Source organism: Arthrobacter sp. StoSoilB5 (genome assembly GCF_019977235.1).
GTDB lineage: Bacteria > Actinomycetota > Actinomycetes > Actinomycetales > Micrococcaceae > Arthrobacter.
Genome location: NZ_AP024646.1, coordinates 645,203 through 664,488, shown reverse-complemented (window position 1 = coordinate 664,488; position 19,286 = coordinate 645,203). Strand labels below are relative to the sequence as shown.

General features: G+C 62.2%; 18 protein-coding genes. 7 read left to right on the top strand and 11 right to left on the bottom strand.

The features are described 5' to 3' along the window. The first annotated feature begins 156 nt into the window (after positions 1–156). Positions 157–855, top strand: coding sequence for a DsbA family oxidoreductase (locus tag LDN75_RS03220; protein WP_223935748.1), 699 nt, complete (start codon positions 157–159; stop codon positions 853–855). A gap of 101 nt (positions 856–956) precedes the next feature. Here LDN75_RS03220 and LDN75_RS03215 read toward each other — a convergent pair whose 3' ends face one another. The 5 genes from LDN75_RS03215 to LDN75_RS03195 form a co-directional block, all read right to left on the bottom strand. After that, on the bottom strand, positions 957–2,495 hold the full coding sequence (locus LDN75_RS03215; protein ID WP_223935747.1) for an alpha-N-arabinofuranosidase: 1,539 nt from the start codon (positions 2,493–2,495) through the stop codon (positions 957–959). Between the two features lie 53 nt (positions 2,496–2,548). Further along, on the bottom strand, positions 2,549–3,451 hold the full coding sequence (locus tag LDN75_RS03210) for a carbohydrate ABC transporter permease (protein WP_223935746.1): 903 nt from the start codon (positions 3,449–3,451) through the stop codon (positions 2,549–2,551). Between the two features lie 2 nt (positions 3,452–3,453). Then, a complete protein-coding gene (locus LDN75_RS03205; protein WP_223935745.1) occupies positions 3,454–4,401 on the bottom strand; it encodes a sugar ABC transporter permease in 948 nt (315 codons plus the stop codon). A gap of 35 nt (positions 4,402–4,436) precedes the next feature. Beyond that, entirely contained in the window at positions 4,437–5,771 is a 1,335-nt protein-coding gene (locus tag LDN75_RS03200) for an extracellular solute-binding protein (protein ID WP_223935744.1), read from the bottom strand. A gap of 182 nt (positions 5,772–5,953) precedes the next feature. Further along, positions 5,954–6,952 (bottom strand): LacI family DNA-binding transcriptional regulator, encoded by a 999-nt coding sequence (locus tag LDN75_RS03195; protein ID WP_223935743.1) that lies wholly within the window; start codon positions 6,950–6,952, stop codon positions 5,954–5,956. 159 nt (positions 6,953–7,111) lie between these two features. Between LDN75_RS03195 and LDN75_RS03190 the strand changes: the two genes are divergently transcribed. Then, a complete protein-coding gene (locus LDN75_RS03190; protein ID WP_223935742.1) occupies positions 7,112–7,783 on the top strand; it encodes a TetR/AcrR family transcriptional regulator in 672 nt (223 codons plus the stop codon). A 35-nt stretch (positions 7,784–7,818) separates the two neighbouring features. Here the strand turns inward: LDN75_RS03190 and LDN75_RS03185 are convergent, their stop codons facing one another. Both LDN75_RS03185 and LDN75_RS03180 read right to left on the bottom strand, forming a co-directional pair. Next, the gene (locus tag LDN75_RS03185; protein WP_223935741.1) at positions 7,819–8,493 is read right to left on the bottom strand and encodes a LytR C-terminal domain-containing protein; all 675 of its coding nucleotides are present in this window, start codon (positions 8,491–8,493) and stop codon (positions 7,819–7,821) included. Further along, positions 8,486–8,785: a type II toxin-antitoxin system VapB family antitoxin gene (locus tag LDN75_RS03180; protein WP_062069994.1), complete on the bottom strand. Its 300-nt coding sequence runs from the start codon at positions 8,783–8,785 to the stop codon at positions 8,486–8,488. The genes LDN75_RS03185 and LDN75_RS03180 overlap by 8 nt, the downstream gene beginning before the upstream one ends. 136 nt (positions 8,786–8,921) lie before the next feature. Here LDN75_RS03180 and LDN75_RS03175 point away from each other — a divergent pair, with 136 nt between their 5' ends. Beyond that, positions 8,922–9,842 (top strand): hypothetical protein, encoded by a 921-nt coding sequence (locus LDN75_RS03175; RefSeq protein ID WP_223935740.1) that lies wholly within the window; start codon positions 8,922–8,924, stop codon positions 9,840–9,842. 112 nt (positions 9,843–9,954) lie between these two features. Beyond that, complete coding sequence (locus tag LDN75_RS03170) at positions 9,955–11,484, top strand: stealth family protein (protein WP_223937464.1); 1,530 nt, start codon at positions 9,955–9,957, stop codon at positions 11,482–11,484. Positions 11,485–11,493: 9 nt separating this feature from the next. Here LDN75_RS03170 and LDN75_RS03165 read toward each other — a convergent pair whose 3' ends face one another. The 4 genes from LDN75_RS03165 to LDN75_RS03150 all read right to left on the bottom strand — a co-directional run bounded on the left by LDN75_RS03165 (position 11,494) and on the right by LDN75_RS03150 (position 15,326). After that, a complete protein-coding gene (locus LDN75_RS03165) occupies positions 11,494–12,447 on the bottom strand; it encodes a phosphodiesterase (protein WP_223935739.1) in 954 nt (317 codons plus the stop codon). 140 nt (positions 12,448–12,587) lie between these two features. Then, the gene (locus LDN75_RS03160; protein ID WP_223935738.1) at positions 12,588–13,070 is read right to left on the bottom strand and encodes a glutathione peroxidase; all 483 of its coding nucleotides are present in this window, start codon (positions 13,068–13,070) and stop codon (positions 12,588–12,590) included. A gap of 95 nt (positions 13,071–13,165) precedes the next feature. Next, positions 13,166–14,791: a M23 family metallopeptidase gene (locus LDN75_RS03155; protein WP_223935737.1), complete on the bottom strand. Its 1,626-nt coding sequence runs from the start codon at positions 14,789–14,791 to the stop codon at positions 13,166–13,168. Positions 14,792–14,948: 157 nt separating this feature from the next. Further along, on the bottom strand, positions 14,949–15,326 hold the full coding sequence (locus tag LDN75_RS03150) for a MarR family transcriptional regulator (RefSeq protein WP_223935736.1): 378 nt from the start codon (positions 15,324–15,326) through the stop codon (positions 14,949–14,951). 96 nt (positions 15,327–15,422) lie between these two features. On the opposite strand from LDN75_RS03150, the gene LDN75_RS03145 reads away from it, so the two are divergent. The 3 genes from LDN75_RS03145 (at position 15,423) to LDN75_RS03135 (ending at position 19,285) form a co-directional block, all read left to right on the top strand. After that, positions 15,423–16,862, top strand: a complete 1,440-nt coding sequence (locus LDN75_RS03145; protein WP_223935735.1) for an MFS transporter — start codon at positions 15,423–15,425, stop codon at positions 16,860–16,862. A gap of 91 nt (positions 16,863–16,953) precedes the next feature. Continuing rightward, positions 16,954–17,874, top strand: a complete 921-nt coding sequence (locus LDN75_RS03140) for an oxygenase MpaB family protein (protein WP_223937463.1) — start codon at positions 16,954–16,956, stop codon at positions 17,872–17,874. Between the two features lie 316 nt (positions 17,875–18,190). Next, positions 18,191–19,285: an extracellular solute-binding protein gene (locus tag LDN75_RS03135; protein ID WP_223935734.1), complete on the top strand. Its 1,095-nt coding sequence runs from the start codon at positions 18,191–18,193 to the stop codon at positions 19,283–19,285. Position 19,286 lies beyond the last annotated feature (1 nt).

The following is a 19,286-nucleotide window of genomic DNA, read 5'->3' as shown; positions in this document are numbered from 1 at the left end:
CCAGACACACGCGATTCTTCGGGACGAAGAGCGCCCCATCGGCTGACTGCATAACCTGCTTCACACATTAGGCTGGGCACGCCCGCCCCGGCAATGGGTGACGAAAATAACAGACTTTTCCGGAATGCCCCTGAACCGCCGAAGGTTGACCACAGCATGAAGATTGAGATCTGGTCCGACGTCGCGTGTCCGTGGTGCTACATCGGCAAGCGCCGCTTTGAGACTGCCCTGGCACAGTTCCCCCACCGCGGGTCGGTGGAGATTCAGTGGAAGAGCTACCAACTGGATCCTTCGATCCCGGAGCACTACGACGGCACGGAACTGGACTACTTGAGCAAGCGCAAGGGCCTGGCTCCGGAGCAGGTCAAGCAGATGTTCGCCCACGTCACCGAGACCGCCAAGGGCGAGGGCCTGGACTACCAGTTCAACAACGTAGTGGTTGCCAACAGCTTTACAGCGCACCGCCTCATCCATCTTGCCGCAACACATGGCCGCCAGGATGCCGCCAAGGAGCGGTTACTTAGCGATCACTTTGAGCACGGCAAGGACATCGGCAGCCGGGAATACCTGACGGAGCTTGGTGCCGCCTTGGAGCTCCCGGCCGCCGAAGTGGCAGAGCTGTTCACTACCGACAAATATTCGGACGCCGTCAACGAGGACATCAATGAAGCCCGCGCCATCGGCGTCACAGGCGTCCCGTTCTTCGTGATCGACCGCAAGTACGGCATCTCCGGCGCCCAGCCGGCGGAACTCTTCAGCGAGGCCCTGAACCAGGCGTGGCAGGAAACCAATCCCCTGATCCCCGTGGGCGCATCCGACGCCGAGGCCTGCGGCCCTGACGGCTGCGCTATCTAGCTAGCCAGCCGCCGTCGTGCGTTAACCCAAGTGAGTCGCAGCAGAGCGCGTTATGAACCTTCATAACGCGCTCTGCTGCGACTTAGTTGGGTGAGCGGGGGTTAGCCCTTCACTACTTCAAGCTCGACGACGGCCCATGACAGGGCGGGCAGCGTCAGCCGAAGCTCCGAACCGCTCGCCTTAACGCCGTCCAAGGGTTTCAGGCCGACGCGGCCCTGCTGGTCCTGGGTGTTGGTGGTGAACCTGTCGCCGCCTTCCGGGATCTCCAGGACTTCGGCCCGGAGCACCTGGCGGGCGTCGAAGCCGCGCAGGGCTGCCTCGACGTCGGCAGCTTCTTCCAGCCCGCGGTTGGCGAAGAACAGCGCAACGCGCCCTGTCTCCTCGTTCCACGTGGCGCTGACGTCGACGAGGTCCGTGCCGCCGAACCGCTCGTTGTCGTATTTGTCCGAGTCCACTGACAGCCGCAGGATCTGGCCCTTGGCGAGCTCGGCCATCCGGGCGAACGGGTGGAAGATGGTTTGCTTCCACGCCGGCCCGTTCTCCTCAGACAGGATCGGCGCAATGACGTTGACCAGCTGCGCCTGGTTGGCAATCTTGACGCGGTCGCCGTGCCGGAGCAGCGAGTTGAGCAGCGTCCCCACCACCACGGCATCGGTGACGTTGTACTTGTCCTCGATGACGCGGGGGTGCTCGCGCCAACCGGCCTTGATCACGTTGTGCGGCTGGTCCTCAGTGTCCAGGCCACGCTGGTACCAAACGTTCCATTCGTCGAAGGACAGGTTGATGTGCTTCTTGTGCTTTCCCTTCGCCCGAACGGCGTCAGCGGTAGCAATCACCGACTCGATGAAGTAATCGGTGTCGACGGCGGATGCCAGGAAGCTGCCGACGTCCCCGTCGTGCTCTTGGTAGTAGGCGTGGAGGGAAACGTAATCCACCTCGTCATAGGCGTGGGTGAGGACGGTCTGCTCCCAAGCTCCAAAGGTTGGCATACCGGAGTTGGAGCTGCCACACGCAACAAGCTCGATGTCGGGGTCCACAAAGCGCATTGCCTTCGCGGCTTCCTGCGCCAAACGCCCATATTCCTCAGCCGTCTTGTGGCCGATCTGCCAAGGACCGTCCATCTCATTGCCGAGGCACCAAAGCTTGATATCGAACGGATCCTTGTGCCCGTTCTTCGCGCGTAGATCGGACCAATAGCTGCCGCCGGGGTGGTTGGCGTACTCCACGATCTCGCGGGCAGCTTCAACTCCCCTGGTGCCGAGGTTGATGGCTTCCATGATTTCCGTGCCTGCCTGCTTGGACCAATCCACGAACTCGTGCAGGCCGAAGGCATTCGTTTCCACCGTGTGCCAGGCGCCGTCCAGGCGGCGAGGCCTGTTTTCCCGGGGGCCTATCCCGTCTTCCCAGTTGTAACCGGAGACGAAGTTGCCGCCGGGGTAGCGGATAACGGTGGCGCCGAGTTCCTTGACCAGCTTGAGGACGTCCTGTCGGAAGCCGTTCTCGTCAGCCTCAGGGTGGCCGGGTTCGTAGATGCCGCTGTAAACACAGCGGCCCATGTGCTCCACGAAGGAGCCGAAGAGGCGGCGGGGTACTTCGCCGACTGTGAAGTCGCGATCCAGGGTAACGCGTGCGCGGGACATGTATCTCCTTGGTTGTGGTTCGAGTCTGGGTGGTTGGTTCGGAAGGTGCCGGATCAGGTTCCGGCGAGACCCGTCGTCGCGACGCCCTTGATGATCTGGCGCTGGAAGAACAGGAAGACGAGGATGAGCGGCAAAGCCGCAAGCAGGGCCGACGCCATGTTCTGCGCGTACTGGACGCCGTAGGCACTCTTGATGGTTTGCAGGCCCACCGGGAGCGTCAGCAGGCTGCCGTCATTGGTGGAGATGAACGGCCACAGGAAGTTGTTCCACGCGCCGATGAACACGAAGATCGCGACGGCGGCCAGAATCGGCCGGGACAACGGCAGGATGATCTGCATGAAGATCCGCAACCGGCTGGCACCGTCCATGACGGCCGCCTCCTCAAGTTCACGCGGGATCTGGTCGAAGAACTTCTTCAGGACGAACACCATGGCGGGGTGGATGACCTGCGGGAGGATGATTGCCCACGAGGTATCGATCATCTGCAGCGCCAGCATTTGGTAGAACAGCGGAATGATCAGCACGGGTGGCGGGATGATGATGGACGCGATGATCACCGTCATCAGCACCTTCTTACCCTTGAAGTCGATCCTTGAGAGCGCGTAGGCCACCAGTGCGGATATCACCAACGTGATCGCCGTAATGGCTGCCGAGGTGTACAGGGAGTTCCACGTCCAGAGCGGGATGTTGCCGTCCTGGAACACTTTGGCGAAGGCCTCCACCGTAAAGCCCGACGGCGGCACCCAGCTGATCTTGGCAGCCGACGCATCCGTCTCGGTCTTGAAAGCGGTGACCGTAGCCCAGGCGAATGGAATGAGCCACAGAACAGCGATAAAGGCAGCGACGACGATTGCTGCGATCCTGCCGACGGTCAGTTTCTTCCGTGGTTGGCGCATCTTCTGGGCAGTGGCAGGCGCGGCGCCCGGCGTGGGACGGGTGAGGGTGGTGGTTGCCATGGTTATGCACTCCTGCGGCGGGTGATGACGAACTGCATGATGGAAACCAGCACGATCAGTCCGAAGAAGATGTAGGAGATGGCTGCGGAATACCCCAGCCGGTAGCCGGTGAATCCGGTTTCGAAGATGTACTGCACCACGGGCCGGGTGGATCCGCCAGGGCCGCCCGCGGTCATTTGGTACACCTGGTCAAAGATCTTCAAGGAGGCCAGGATCTGGAGCAGCACGATCATTACTGTGGTGGGCGTCAGCTGCGGGAGCGTGATGGAGAAGAACTGGCGCCAGGCTCCGGCGCCATCCAGCGACGCGGCCTCGTAGTGCTGCGCAGGGATGTTCTGCATAGCTGCCAGGTACAGGAGGAAATTGAAGCCCACGGTCCACCAGAGGGTCGCGATAACGATCGCCCACATGGCCACATTCGGATCATTCAGCCAGGCAACCTTTGGCAGGCCCAACTTGGACAGGAAGTCGTTGATCAGGCCCAACTGCGGGTTGTACATCCAGGTGAAGAAGAGGGAGACCACCGTGGAGGCCAAGAGGAAGGGCGCAAAATAGGAAAGCCGCCATAGCCACTGTGCGGGAAGCCCGATGTTGAGCAGTGCCGCCATCACCAGTGCAACCAGCACCAGCGGAACCGTACTGATCACCGTGAAGTACAGGGTGTTGCCAAGGGAACGCCACATCCCCGCGTCGGCAAAAGCCTCGGCGTAGTTGGCAAAACCAATGATGCTCTCGTTGGCGCCCGTCAGGGATTTGCCTGTGAGGCTCATATAGAAGCCCGAGATGAGGGGCCAAATGAGGAAAACGAGGAAGAACACCAGGAACGGGGCCGCGAATCCCCAGCCGCTCAGGTTGGCGCTGCTGCTTCGCAGCGATGGCCCGGCTTTGGCGCCTGGTTTTGGTGTTGTCCGGGGCTGGTTGGTCCGCCGGGACATAGTAGAGGAACTCATGAAGGACTCCTTTGTCGCTCGGTGCGCTGTGCCGGTCAGACCGGGTTCGGCCGGGATAGAAGGTTGTTGGTGCGGGCCGCGAAGCCATCCCACCCTGCGGCGGCCTTGTCCCGCCCCAGCAGCACGTTTTGGATGTGCTCGGCGAAGTAGGTCTGCCAATCCGAGCCGGAGCCGCTGAACCAGGCTTCGGGATCGTAAGCGATGATGTCTGCCGCATTGGCGTAGTGGATCTGCGGCGTGAGGTCACGGTATGCCTGGGATTGAACCACGGCCTGGAACGCGGGGATGTGGCCGGCTTCCGCCCAGGACAGCGAGCCTTTCAGGACGTCGCTGACGAACTTGTAGACATCCTTCCGTTTCTCTTCGTCAACGGTGAGCTGCCGTGGAAGGACGAATGAATGCGAATCCGCATATGAAGCCGGTGTTCCGAAGAGCGTTGGGATGGTGGCCGCGTCAACCGGCAACTTTGCTTTCTTCATGGTGGGAAGCTCCCAAACGCCGCTGAAGAGCATCCCGGAATCGCCGCGGACAAACTCGGCGATGCCGGTGTTGATGTCGCCGCTCTTGGCCGCGATGGTGTCATCGAAGAGCGATGCCATGAACTCCAACGACTCGATGGCAGCGTCCCGGTCGGCCTTCATCGGCTGGCCTGGGGTCAGGACGATCTCAGCCCCGTGCTGCTTGTAGAGCGTGTAGAACAGCCGCCACATCTGTGATCCCAGGCCGAGGTATCCGAACGAGAGGCCATGGGCCTTGGTGACTTTCTGCATTTCCAGGGCCATGGCCTTGAACTCGTCGGGGGAACTGACCTCCTGGAGTTGGCCGTTGCTTTCAAGCATCCCCGCCTTGCCGGCGACGTCCGTGTTGTAGAACATGACGAATGGATGCGAGTCCAGCGCTATGGAGAAGATCTTGCCGTTCTGCTGGCTCTTCTCCCAGATCCGCGGGGCGAAGTTCTCTGCCGTCACGCCGTTTTCGGCGAGGAGGTCCAGGTCCCAAGGCTCGATGAGTCCTCCCGGCGCGTACCCCGGAACCCTGCTGGCGTGCATGATGGCGACCTCGGGCGGCCGGCCGCCGGCCGAGGCCATGGCGAGCTTGGTGTAGTACGGCGGACCCCATGCGAGCACCGTGGGGTGCACCTTGAAACCAGGGTTGGCCTGGTTGGCGCTGTTGATCATGGCCTGCATCTTGATCCCGTCACCGCCGGACAAGAGGTGCCAGAAATCGATGTCCTGAACCGTGGTGGCTTGGGCCGCACCTCCACAGCCTGTGAGGCCCGTGGCGAGGAGCCCGCCTCCGAGGAGGGCCGATCCCGTCAATAACTGTCTCCGGGACAACTGTTTCCCGGTCAAAGATTCAAACTGCTTCACCCGTCACTCCTTTGGAAGGGTCCGCTGAATAGGACACAACTGCTGTGCAAGTCCGGCTCCGATGCGTCTCCACGTCCAGGTAAAGGGTGGCCCGGGGGTGACGCGGCTCTCACATTACATCGTTGTAATAGTGGAGGCAAGAGAAAATTGTTAGCGCACACAGTTTAATGTGAAAGACCGCTTCAGCGGCTGCTGCCCCGCTCCACAATGCTGTAGTCCACGGTGACAACGCGCTGTCCCTGGCCCCTGTCCGCCATGCGCTCAGTGAGGAGGCGCAACGCTTCGGTGGCGATGGTTCGTTTATCGAAAGACACTGTGGTCAGGGAGGGGACCGCGTAGCGCCCATCCATGACGTCGTCGAAGCCGGCCACCGCGATCTCATCAGGGACACGGACACCCTTCTTCCACAGTGCATTGAGGGCACCAATGGCCAGGGAATCCGTGAAGCAAAACAACGCCTCAGGCAGCGGGTTGGAATCCAGGTAATGCATCAGGGACTCGGCGGCGGAGCCAGGAGTCCATTGATCGCAGGAGATCAACAAGGATTCATCCAGCGGGATCCCCAACTCCCCAAGCGCTGCCTCATAACCCTGGGTCCGCTGGATCGCCGTAGCCGACTGCCTCCCCCGGTTGACGCCCAGCACGGCGATGCGCCGGCGTCCGGGCTTGGCCAGGGCCAAGGTCATATCGCGTGCCGCCGCGAAACTGTCCACGTAAACCCTGTCTGCAAGCTCCTGCGTCACCTCACCCAACAGGACCACCGGGGGCAAAGCCACCCCAACCTTCACGGCACTTTCATCCAGCACCACAGGGTTAAGAATCAGGCCGTCGATGAGGTTGGAGCGCGCACGGGTCATCAGCTCATGCTCGCGCTGTGGATCGGAACCTGTTTCCTCGATCTGGACGCTCCAGCCCTGCTCGTGGGCCACTTCGACAATGTTCTGGGCTATTTCAGCAGAGAAGGGGGTCGCCAGGTCCGGCAGCGCCAAAGCGATCACGCCGGAACGGCCGTTGCGTAGTCCGCGCGCGGAAAGATTGGGCACGTAGTCGAGCTCCTGCATTGCCTGCTCAACCCTGAGCCGTGTTGGAGCGCTTACTGGCACGATTCCGTTCATGACGTTCGAGACGGTTTTCGGCGACACTCCCGCGCGACGCGCCACATCCTTGACCGTTGCCCGCAACAGTCCCCCTTTGAACTAGTGCCCGGGTGAAATTGGTGTCCGGTTCCCACGATGTTACGCGAGTTTGCGTAGGCTCCGCGCCCACGGGAAGGCCTCCAGAGGTTATGACGCGCACACAAACTGGCAGGACTTGGTGACACATCACTGTAAAGTGTCTATATGCCCAGGATCACGGCCGCCACGAACGCTGCCCAACGCGCCGAGACCCAACGCCGTATCCTGACTGCCTTCGGCGAACTCCTCTTTACCCACGGCCTGCCCGGCCTCACTATGACCGACGTCGCACGCCACGCAGGCGTTGGCCGCACCGCCGTCTACAACTACTACGCCGACATGGAGCAGCTGCTCATCGCGTACGCGCTGGACGAAACGGAGCGCTTCATCGTGGACCTTCGCGATTCGCTGGCAGCCCTTGAAAACCCAGTGGACAGACTGGCCCTCTACGTGCGCGCCCAGGTGGAGGACCTCAGCCGCCGCCACCTGCCGCCGGGACCAGCGATGGCCGCCGTCCTTTCCCCCGCATCGTTCGCGAAACTTGCAGACCATGTGGGCGAGCTCAACGTCCTCCTCCAGGACATCCTCACGGATGGCGTCCAGCAGGGCTACCTCCCGGAAACCGACGTCGCCCAAATGGCGCGGCTCATTCACGGCACGCTGTCCGCCAGCGCCGCACGACGCAACCGAACGCCCGACGGCGAGACTCCCCCGCCTGCCCCAGCCTCCGACGTCGAACCCCAGACGGCGCAAACGGTGCGCTTCATCCAACTGGGCGCTGGAGCGAAGTTCGATGAAGCGGGCAAGCCCGTCCGCCTGGATGCACTGACGCGCTAACTACCGGGCCTACTAACAACCAGGGCCGGACTCATCTACTGCGCGGGCTTGGTGGGGATGATGGGCCACCTGGAGTTATCCGCGATCCTCAGGTCCTCGCGCGGACAGCTGAGCTTGCCCGGTGTCTGGTCCACGAGTTGCGTTTCCACCAAGCCCTGGTACCCCCGGGTGAGGACGACATCCACTGATTCGTCCTCGCGGTTGTCCTGGAAATAGTCCGTTCCGGCCAAATTCCGCTGGACGTTGAACGCAGCTGCTTGGCCTTTGACTCCAGAGACCACCACGCCGATCCCCGAGTAGGCAGTATCACTGTTGTCTATGGATAGCACTTTGTACCCCCGTGCCTTGAACTCCTCCGCAACAGTAGTTGCCAGCCCTGCACGGGACGTGGCATTGAAGACGTTGATGTTCACGGTTTCGTTCGGTATGTAGTCGAACGTGGTGGTGGGGCAGAGACTGGTGGGTGCTTTGCTGGCGATCGCTGTCGGAATCCTGATGACGCCGTTCATGATCGCCCAGGCGCCCACGGCTCCGGCGGCAATGACCCCCACCAACAGGACCAGGACGATCGCGTGGAAGACGCGGCGCCGGAAGCGGCCACGCTGCGCGCGGGCGTCCTCGGCGAACGTAGCGCGAAGCTCAGGTCCGGTCACCACATGGTGCCCGTGCAACTGCGTCACATCTTTGGGACGCTTGCTCTGCCTAGCCATCGATCACCAGCACGCGTGCGTGGATGGCCGTCCGCTGGTGGAGCGCGGTGCGGACCGCCCGGTGGAGCCCGTCTTCGAGGTACAAGACGCCCTGGTACTGGACCACGTGCGGAAACAAATCCCCAAAAAACGTTGAATCCTCAGCCAACAAAGCCTCCAGGTCCAGGGTGCGCTTGGTGGTGACGAGTTCATCGAGGCGAACGGGTCGCGGCGGAAGGGCGGCCCAGTCACGCGGCGCGGAGTATCCATGGTCAGGGTACGGGCGTCCCTCGCCCACAGCTTTGAAGATCACCCTGCAAGCCTATGGAAGTTGCTGCGCTAACGGAACTTGTGACCCCCGGCACACGCAGGTTGTGGCCAAATGGTGACTATCCGACGTCAGGCGTCATAGCTGTGATGCACACCTCGGAGACTGACAGAATAGGGGCATGACTCAACCGCTCCAAGGTACTGACCGGACCGCTGCCCACTTGGCTCCGGCCCTCGCGCTGCTGCTTGATGTCGACGGCCCCATCGCCAGCCCTGTGACGCGCGACGTCAAGCCGGACATCATCGCAGACCTCGTGGCCTTGGCTTCTGCCGGCATCCCCGTCATCTTCAACACTGGCCGCTCGGACGCCTTCATCAGTGAGCAGGTGATGGGGCCGATGATCGCTGCTGGAATGCCGGCCGACACCATCATCCACGCCATCTGCGAAAAGGGCGCAGTCTGGTTCAGCTACACCGCCGCCGGCCCTGGACCCATCCACATGGACCACGAGCTCGCCGTGCCCAAGGCCTACGGGGATGACATCCGCAGGCTCGTGGCCGAGGATTACTCCGCGCACATGTTCTTCGATGAGACCAAGCGCGCCATGGTCTCCGTTGAGCAGCACCTCGAGGTGGCCAGCGAGGATTATCTGGCCGAGCAAAAACTCTTCGACGCCGATGCCCTGGACATCATGGGCCGCCACGGCCTGAACGCAGCGATCCTGGACCACCATGCACCGGAGTCCGATGACACCGTGGACTACCGGCTGGACCCCACCATCATTTCCACGGACATCGAATCCGTCCGGTTGGGCAAGGACCTTGGAGCCAGCCGGGCAGTGGAAATGTTGGCTGCCCAGGGAATCACGCCGCTCTCCTGGCGGACCGTGGGTGATTCCCGTACGGACTACGCCATGGCAGACTGGCTTCACCACAACGACCACGATGTGAAGCACGTGGACGTCCGGCCCGCAGACGGCGTTCCGGTGAAGCCCTACACCATTCTTACCGCCGCCGACCTCGAGCTGGCGGACGACGTCATTCACGACGACGCCGGCGGAGCCTTCCTGCGCAGCTGGCGCGAAGCCCTCGCCATCTAAGCATTCCTGCGTTTCCCCCCAGAAAAGACTCAGAACAGTACGGAGAAAAGCCATCACTCAAGCACAGGTCGATCCGATTTACCACGGCAGCCCCACCGTAGAGGAAGATGCGATCGCCGAGGCGGTCTCACCTGCCGTCGTTGCCCACCTGAAGCACCGGTCCGACGTCGTCCGCCACCGCGGGCGGTACGCCCTCCTCAACGGAGACCTCACGCCCCAACAGGCAATGGTTGCGGACCTCCTTGCCATCCGCGCGGCTTTGGATGCCGCCGGCGTGGACTTCATCCTGGTGCGAGGGAACGACGAAAGGCCGGTCATCGCCGTCGACTGGGAGTCGCGCAGGGACGTTCGCGAGGCCCTGGTTGCTGCCTTCCGCAATGAGCCGTTTTACTCCATGACTGTCGACGCCAAGAAGAAAACCTCGGTTTTGGTGGCGGACGGTGAACTCTCCGCCAACCGGAAGGCACGGATTTTCCGCCTGTACCGGCCCAGGGTGGAGCTCGGCGGCGGGCTCTGGTACGGCCCTGCCCTTGGTGTCCAGCTCGAGCTGTGGAGGTTCGAAGGCGACCACCTTGAACTCCCCGTGGAGAATTCCCTGACCCGTCGCACCATGCTGCGCCAGGACGCTGTGCGCGGAACAGTGCAACGGCATGGCCTCACCTGGCCAACCATCGAGAACATGTTCGCGGACCACGCCAGCGACATCGACTTCGACATCGACATCGTCTTCTCGTGGGTGGATGGCAGCGACCCCGAATACATCGCCCGGAGGCGCGCCCAGCAAGCTGGGGCTGTCCTCGGCGAGGGCGACGACCATGAGGCACGCTTCCGGCAGATCAACGAGCTGAAATACGCGCTGCGCTCGGTCCACATGTTCGCCCCGTGGATCCGCCGGATCTTCATTGCGACCGACTCCCCCACCCCGGCATGGTTGGCCGACCACCCATCAGTGACGATCGTACGCAGCGAAGAGTTCTTCGCCGATCCGTCAGTATTGCCCACCCACAACTCCCAAGCCGTTGAGTGCCAGCTCCACCACATCGAGGGGCTGTCCGAGCACTTCCTCTACTCCAACGACGACATGTTCTTCGGCCGGCCCGTTGGCCCGGACATGTTCTTCACGCCAGGCGGAATCACCAAGTTCATCGAGGCTGACACCCGCATTGGGCTGGGAGAGAACGACGCCGAACGCAGTGGCTTCGAGAACGCGGCGCGCGTCAACCGCAAGCTGTTGTGGGAACGCTTCGGACGGATCACCACCAGGCACCTGGAACACACGGCCGCTCCCCTGCGCCGGAGCGTGGTGGCCCAGATGGAGCACGAATTCCCTGCCGAGTTCTCCAAGACGGCGGCCAGCCGCTTCCGCGCTGCGGACAACATCTCAGTGACCAACTCGTTCTACCACTACTACGCGCTGCTCACCGGCAGGGCCGTGACCCAGACCAACGCCAAGGTCCGCTACGTCGATACAACGCAGTGGTCTGGACTCCACTACCTTCCAAAGCTGCTGGCCAAACGGCACATGGATCTCTTCTGCCTCAACGACGGCAGCTTCCCGGAGGTTGAAGCGGACGAACGCGCGGAGCTCGTGACCGACTTCCTGGAGAAGTACTTCCCAGTCAAAGCGCCCTGGGAGAAATAGGGAACCGGATCAGTCCCTGTTGTTCGATTGGGAGACGAGTTCCTGGGCCGGCACCACTGGTTCCATCCGGGAGCGCTTCGGAATCCTGATTCCTGCTTCAGTGAGACGGCGCTGGACTTCGGCAGCGTCCACAGGCTCGCCAACAGTTTCGCCACCGGACATGGGCACCACCGAATGCACGATCGTGTGCTCGTAGACGTGCACCATGTTGTAGGACTGGGCACCGTCCCGCCCCCGCTGTCCGCCGGCACGCACGCCAAGGTCCTGGGTATAGCACGTCGCCGACGCGACTGACACCGGGACGCCGGCGAAGGCCGCGGTCGTGGAGTAATGCAGGTGACCGGCCAGGATGGTGCGGACGTCGGAATTGCGGACGACGGCGGCCAGTGCGGCTTGGCCGCGCAACTCCACCAACACTGCGAGGTCCTGGACGCACGGGACAGGCGGGTGGTGCAGGGCGAGGATGGTGCCGTCGGGAGCGGGAGTAGCCAACTCTGCAGCCAGCCACTGTAGCTGCGATTCGGACAACTCGCCGTGGTGGCGTCCTGGGACGGTGGTGTCCAAGGTGATGATACGGAGCCCGTTGACGAAGTAGCTGCGGTCCACGGGGTCCTGTGGGCGGCTCGCTGCCGAGGCATCCAGGAACGCGGAGCGGAAATTGGCGCGGTTGTCGTGGTTGCCCATGGCCCAAATGGCCTTCGCTCCGAGCGAATTGCACGCAGGCTCAATCATTTCGCGAAGCCGTTTGTAGGCTTGGAACTCGCCTTTGTCCGCGAGGTCCCCGGTGAAAATGATGGCCTCGGGCCTGATCCTGGAGGCAATGATCTGATCGCAGATCTCCTGGAGCCTCGCAGCACTGTCCACAGAACCGTGGAGCGTGCCTGGACCGGCCACCAGGTGAAGATCACTCAGGTGCAAAAGCACATGACCTGGTTTGGGGTACTCGGCCTCGATGAGCTCCATAGCTGCCTTAGCGTTTGGTGGGAGACGGTGTCCCCCGTGTCATTCCAGTACTGCCAATCCAACCAGACAACAAGCCAACAACAGGCGAACTGCCGGCGGAATGTTGGAAAATTACTTTCTCCCTTCGAGGGTATTGATGCTTATGACAAGGCCTTTTCAAGCGCGTCAACCAATTCCTGCGCGTCAGGTTCCACGCTTGAGGGAAACCTTGCAACCAGCTCGCCGTCACGGTTTATGACGAACTTCTCGAAGTTCCACTTGACCTTGACCGGCTGCCCGGACTCGTCCTGGGTCAGCTCGGCGAACAACGGGTGCTGCTCCTTGCCCAGCACGTTGGCCTTGCTGGTGAGCGGGAAAGAGACGCCAAAGTTGCGTTCGCAGAACTCCGCGATTTCCTCGTCGGCGCCGGGCTCCTGGCCGCCAAACTGGTTGCAGGGCACGCCGAGGATTTCCAAGCCGTCCTCACGGTACTTTCCGTAGAGCTCCTCAAGGCCCACATATTGGCGGGTGTAGCCGCACTTGGAAGCGACATTCACAACCAGGACCGCTTTCCCTTCAAAGCGTCCGAAGTCTGCCTCAGAGCCATCGTTGAAGGTGAGGGGAATGCTGTATAGGGTTCTCATGTGATCGCTTCCTGACTACGTCGTCTGGCGGGATTGCCGCCATCGAGCTTACGGGAGCTGCCCAAGCCATGAAACGTAGGAGTACCTACGCTGGCTTATGAGGTGGGAAGGATGAGGGTAGACAACGGCACGATCACGCCGTCCGGCCGCTGGACCATGTCCGGGCCAATGAGGATGTATCCAGGCGGAAGGACCACTGCCGGTGGCGTCGACGGAAGCACGGCGACTGGGGCGGGTGCCGGAACTGGTGCTGCTGGCACAGGAGCAACCGGAGCTACGGATTGAGTGACCGCAGTGGGGGCCGGTTCAGGTGCTGCAACCACGGGCGCAGGGGCAACAGCCACGGGTGCGGGCGCGACTTCGGCCGGCGCAGGGGCAACCGGGGCAGGGGCCACAGCTACAGGGGCCGGATCAGCGGGCGCTGGTTGAGCCACCGGCGCCGTGGCGGTGTTGGGGGCTACCGTCGACGTGCTGGGCGCAGTAGTCGTGGTTCCGGTGCTCGTGGTTCCAGTGCTCGTTGTGCCCGTAGTCGTTGTGCCCGTAGTCGTTGTGCTAGGCGTCGCTGTTGAGGTAGCCGTGGCCGTCGGTGTAGAAGTCGCCGTCGGGCTTGGCGTCGCGGTGGCCGTCGCTGTTGAGGTAGCCGTGGCCGTCGCTGTAGCCGTCGCCGTCGGTGTTGGGGTCGCGGTGAGCGTCGGAGTCGGAGTGACCGTCTGCGTAGGCGTCGACGTTGCGGGTGGCGTCTGCGTAGAGGGCTGCGTTGTGGTGGTGCCAGTGCCCGAGGTGCTCGGAGGTACGGTCACCGTAGGAGCAACACTCTCCTCGTGGTCCCCACCGATGATGGCGCGGTTGCTGCTGTCTCCCACGGGCACGGCCCACTGGGGCGTAGCCGAGGAACCCGTTCCAACTCCAGGCTGGTAGTTCACCATGGTGATGTTCTGCAGCGGATCAACCTGCCGGAGGGGCAGGTAGGTCCAGCCGTTGGGGTTGGTGTGCAGGCCGTTCACGATCGTCTCAAAGTGCAGGTGGCAACCAGTGGACCACCCTGTGGTCCCGACCTGGGCGATGACTTCCCCGACGCGCACGGACTGGCCCTGCGTAACACCTATTGCCTGGAGGTGGTTGTACGTGGTGACAAGGCCATTGCCGTGTTCAATCTCAACACGGTTGCCGCCACCCCAGATGTGCCAACCGACGGCCCTGACCACGCCGGCGTCTGCGGCGTAGACGCGGGTGCCGCATGCTGCGGCGTAATCCTGGCCCCAGTGGAACTCGCCGGGAAGTCCAGTCAGCGGACTGTAGCGGTAGCCGTACGGGGAGCTCGGATTGAGGACTTCCAGCGGCGCGTAGAGGCTGCCGGTTGGTGGTCGCGATAGTCCCGCAGATGCAACGGTCAGGCCGGCGGAGCCATCCTTGGCCACGGTCCGGACGATTGCGCGATCGAAGTAGACCATGGGCGTGCCGGCCTGTTGCGCGGGCGGCTCGGGCATGGTGTCAATCACCGTGGTTTCGGCTTCCGGCGGCACGAGGCTGCCCAGCGACATAGGTCCAACGACGCCTTGCGCCACAGAACCATCCACGGAACCGGTAGAGACGGAAGTCAGGGGTTGGAAGCCAAAGGCGATGAACGCTACGGCCGCCAGGATTCCGGCGATGAGCACGCGACGGAAACCATCGGTGCGCACCAGGTCTACAAACCGGTCAGACTCACTATGCTTGCCCACAAGAACACTCCCCAAAGCCAGCGGCACCAAACCCCAGCCTGGCGTGCAAGCACCATTGTTGCGGGAATCACCATGAAAATAAAGTGTTTCCAAGGGCAATGAAGCGCAGGGTTACCTCAGTTTTTGCTCAAGAGATCTTGAGGTTCGCGGAGGCCGCTTAGCCGAGGTTTTCCTTGAGCAGTGCACGATGTTCCACGGCAGCGGATTCATGCAGGGCGCGGCCGGCGTCTGTGAGCTCCAGAAACAAGGACCGACGATCATCGGCGCACGTTTGGCGGGAGACCAGACCTGCTTTTTCCAGCCTGTCCACCACCTTGGACACGGCGCTTTGAGTCATGGGGGTGCGCTCCCCCAAGGCCTTCATGCGGCAAGCGGCATCGGTGCTTTCGGCCACGAGGTCCAGAATTTCGAACTCGTTCAGGCCGATATCGAACTTGGCCTCCAGGGCGCGGTCAATGGCTCCTGCGGTGCGGAAGTAGGAGTCCTGAATGCTGCGCCACTGCTCAACCAGCTGGCGGTCACGCGTCGTTGCCATGCCCCGATTCTAGTCCATTCCACCGTTAGAATCCACGTCATAATATTCCGTGTCATATTCCTTGTCATCGAATGACGCGTCATATAGATTGAACGCATGACATCACCCACCACCCTTCAAAGATCCGCCGAACCCTTGGTTTCAGCCGTCCGCTGGACGCGCGCCCAGTGGCTGCTGCTGATGGTTGTGTGCACCGTCCTCGCCTTGGATGGGCTGGACGTTTCCATGGTTGGCGTGGCCCTGCCTTCCATCGGACAGGAACTCAACCTCGGAACCGATTCCCTCCAGTGGATCGTTTCTGCCTATGTCCTGGGGTATGGAAGTCTGTTGCTCCTGGGCGGCCGGCTCGCGGACCTGTTGGGCCGCCGTCGTATATTCCTCATAGCCCTGGCCGTGTTCGCCGCAGCATCACTGCTGGGTGGCCTGGTGGACGATCCCGCAATCCTGATCGCTACGCGATTCGTCAAGGGTCTCGCCGCAGCGTTCACCGCGCCCACAGGTTTCTCCATCATCACTACCAACTTTGCCGAGGGCCGCGAGCGCAACAAGGCGTTGTCCATCTTCACCACGTTCGGCGCCAGCGGCTTCTCGTTGGGCCTTGTGGTCGGTGGACTGATGACCAGCCTGAGCTGGCGGTGGACGTTCCTGGTGTCCGTGCCGATCGCGGTGGCCGTGGTCGTGCTGGGCATGAAATTCATTCCGAAGGACAAACCGTCCGCTGAAAACAGCGGGCATGACATCTGGGGTGCGGTGACCCTCGCGCTGGGCATGCTCGGTCTCGTCTACACGTTGGTTTCAGCACCTGAGCAGGGCTGGGGATCTGTGGCAACTATCGCCGGATTCGCAATCTCTGCAGCCGTGCTTGCAGCCTTCGCGGTGATCGACAACAAGGTGAAGCACCCGCTGATCCGTTTCGGCATCCTCAAGGAAGGCTGGGTGGCCAGGGCCAACCTCAGCGCCGTTGGGCTTTTCGGTTCTTACTTGAGCTTCCAGTTCATCGTCACCATGTTCCTGCAGTCGGTTCTCGGTTGGACGCCCTTGGGCATGGCATTGGCCTTGCTGCCAGCCGGACTACTGGTGGCAACGAGCGCACCCTTTGCTGACCGGCTGATCGAGAAATTCGGCGCCACCCAGCTGATCCTCACGGGCCTCACCGCACTTGGATTGGGCTATGTCCTTTTCCTCCGGGTTGGCACCACACCCAACTACGCTTTGGACATCCTGCCCTCGGTGATCCTCCTGGGCATTGGTTTCGCCCTGGCCTTCCCATCCATCAACGTCCAGGCCACCACCGGCATCAAGGACTCCGAGCAAGGCTTGGCTGCCGGTTTGATCCAGACCAGCACGCAGGTGGGAGCCGCACTGGTCCTGGCAGTCACCACCGCTTTGGTGAGTGGGCACGGAGAGGCCAGAGGAACGCTCAGCGCCCAAGCCATGCTGGAACAGTACCGTCCGGGCCTGATCCTGAGTGCCGCCGTCGCCATCGCGGCCCTGCTGGTGGCCGCAGCACCGTCAAGGCGCCGGATCCGGGTTTAGTCCGCGCGAACCCTCCGGCCCCCATGGCGTTGCCATGGGGGCCGGAGCTGTTCACGGCCTGCTCTGTACAGGTTCGGCGAAGAGCGGTCTCATGGGATGCATGAGGAATTACCTCACCGAGTACAGATACGACCTGCAACGCACGTTCACGGGGACGTCCGGAACGCCACCTGAGTGGGTGCCCCGCCTCGCAGAAGGGAACGACGCCGGATACCACCTTCCGGGCTCGGCCGTCTGGGCGGTGCATGGCTCCATGGCGACGATCGTGGCCGGAATCAGGGTCCTGCTGATGCAGGCCCTGCACCCCGGCGCACTTGCAGGTGTTTACGAGCACTCTGGTTTCAAGGAAGATCCACTGGGACGGCTGGCCAATACGGTGCGTTGGATCTTCACTGTCACGTATGGGTCCAAGGAAGCCGCTGAGGCAGCTACGTACCGTGTCCGGAAAATCCACGAGCATGTTCGGGGAAGCTATGTGGACGGAACCGGCACGTACCGCCATTACGCAGCCAACGATCCCGAACTTCTTCGCTGGGTCCATGTCACCTACGCGGATTCCTTCCTTACCGCCAACCGCATCTGGGGCCGCCCGGTACCCGGAGGCGCGGATGCGTACGTCCGCGAGTGGGCGCAGGCTGGCCGGCTCATGGGCATCGAGGATCCGCCGGTCACCGAAGCCCAGGTGCGCGGGGAACTGGAAGCCTGGTACGCCTCCGGGATCCTGCGCTCGGATGAACGGCTGGCGGAAACCGTGGCCTTCATCCGCCGCCCACCCCTTAGCCCGCTGCTCCAGCCGGGCTACAGGATCCTGTTCGCTGCCGCCGTCGCGAGCCTTGAACCCAAGTACCGGGACATGCTGGGTCTGCGACCCGCCCGCTTGGGTCCGGTCCCCCTGCCTGCCATCACCACCGCCCGCATTGTTCTGAGAATGGTTCGTCTGGCATTGGGCTCACACGGGCCCAGCGAACTCGCAGCGCGACGGCGCCTGCAAAGACTGGGATACGCGGTGTGAGGCCAACCTTGGAAAGAAGCCCGAAAGAAGCCCGCACGTCACGTGCGGGCTTCTTCTTGAGCTAATTGTTTCTTAATGCAATACAACCGTTGACTAGTGAGCAACCTCACAGTTACAGTTACGGCACCCCAAATGGCCGAACGACGGCCGGACTACCCAACTTTCGAATGCTCTGCTGGAGGGTGCGCGCAATCCGCCGTCCTCAAGCTTCAAGAGCCTTCTTCAGGATGTAACCCCAGCACACGCCCGTCTCCCCCATGGCTCGTCTCCTTGAAGCGAGCCTGGACGTTGGCGTACATGAGAGGCAATGCGAGCCATGACAGATTTCCGTTCCCCCGTTTTTGACCGCAGGCAGATCCTCAAGGCAGCGGCGCTGACGCCGTTTGCCGGATTGGCACTATCCGGCTGCAGCTCCAAGCCGGCCGAAAGCGCCGCTGCCAACAAAACCGTCACGGTCACTTCCTACGGTGGTTCCTACAACGATCAGTTCACCCAGACCATCCTGGATCCCTTTGCGAAACAGACGGGCATCCAGCCAACGCTGCTTGCCAACACGAGCCTGGCCTCCCTCAAAGCGCAGGTGCAATCCGGCGATGTGCAATGGGACCTGGTGGAAATCACAGCACCGGAATACGAAACGGCCGTGGCCGAAGGACTGCTGGAAAAGTTCGACTACGACATCATCAGCGACAAAGGGCTTCCCGGCTACGCCAAGGCGGAGTACGGCATCAAGTACCTGAGCTTCCTGTTCGTCATGGCCTGGGACCAGAACGCCATTCCGGATGCGCAGGCGCCTAAGGATTGGGCGCAATTCTTCGACCAGGACAAGTACAACGGCAAGCGCTCCGTATACAACCAGCTTTCCGACAGCTCCGTGCTGGAAGCCGCCCTGTTGGCTGACGGCGTGCCGTTCGACAAGATTTACCCCCTTGACGTTGACCGGGCGCTGCGGGTCCTCGGCCACCATCCCGGAAAGGACCGCCTCCTTTACCATTCGGCCAACCAGGAGCCCATCCAGCAGCTCACGTCAGGAGAGGTGGCACTGTCAACGAGCTTCAACAACCGGGTCAACGCCGCACGCAAGGACGGAGCGAAACTGAACTTCTCCGCCGAGAACGCGGTCCTGGCCGGCGACTATTTTGTGGTCCCCAAGGGGGCAAAGAACAAGGAAGCCGCTTTCAAGCTGATGAACTTCATGTCCAACGACGCCGAGGCCGGGGCTGCCTTCGACACCGTCACCAACCTGACCCTGGCGAACACACCTGCGCTGTCCAAACTGCCCAAGGAGGTGGCGGACACCCTTCCCACCAGCCCGCTGCTGGCCGACAAGATCCTCATTCGGGATGACAAATGGTGGTCCCAGAACCTGAAGAAGACTGAGCAGCAATTCAAGCTGTGGCAGGCCAGCTGAC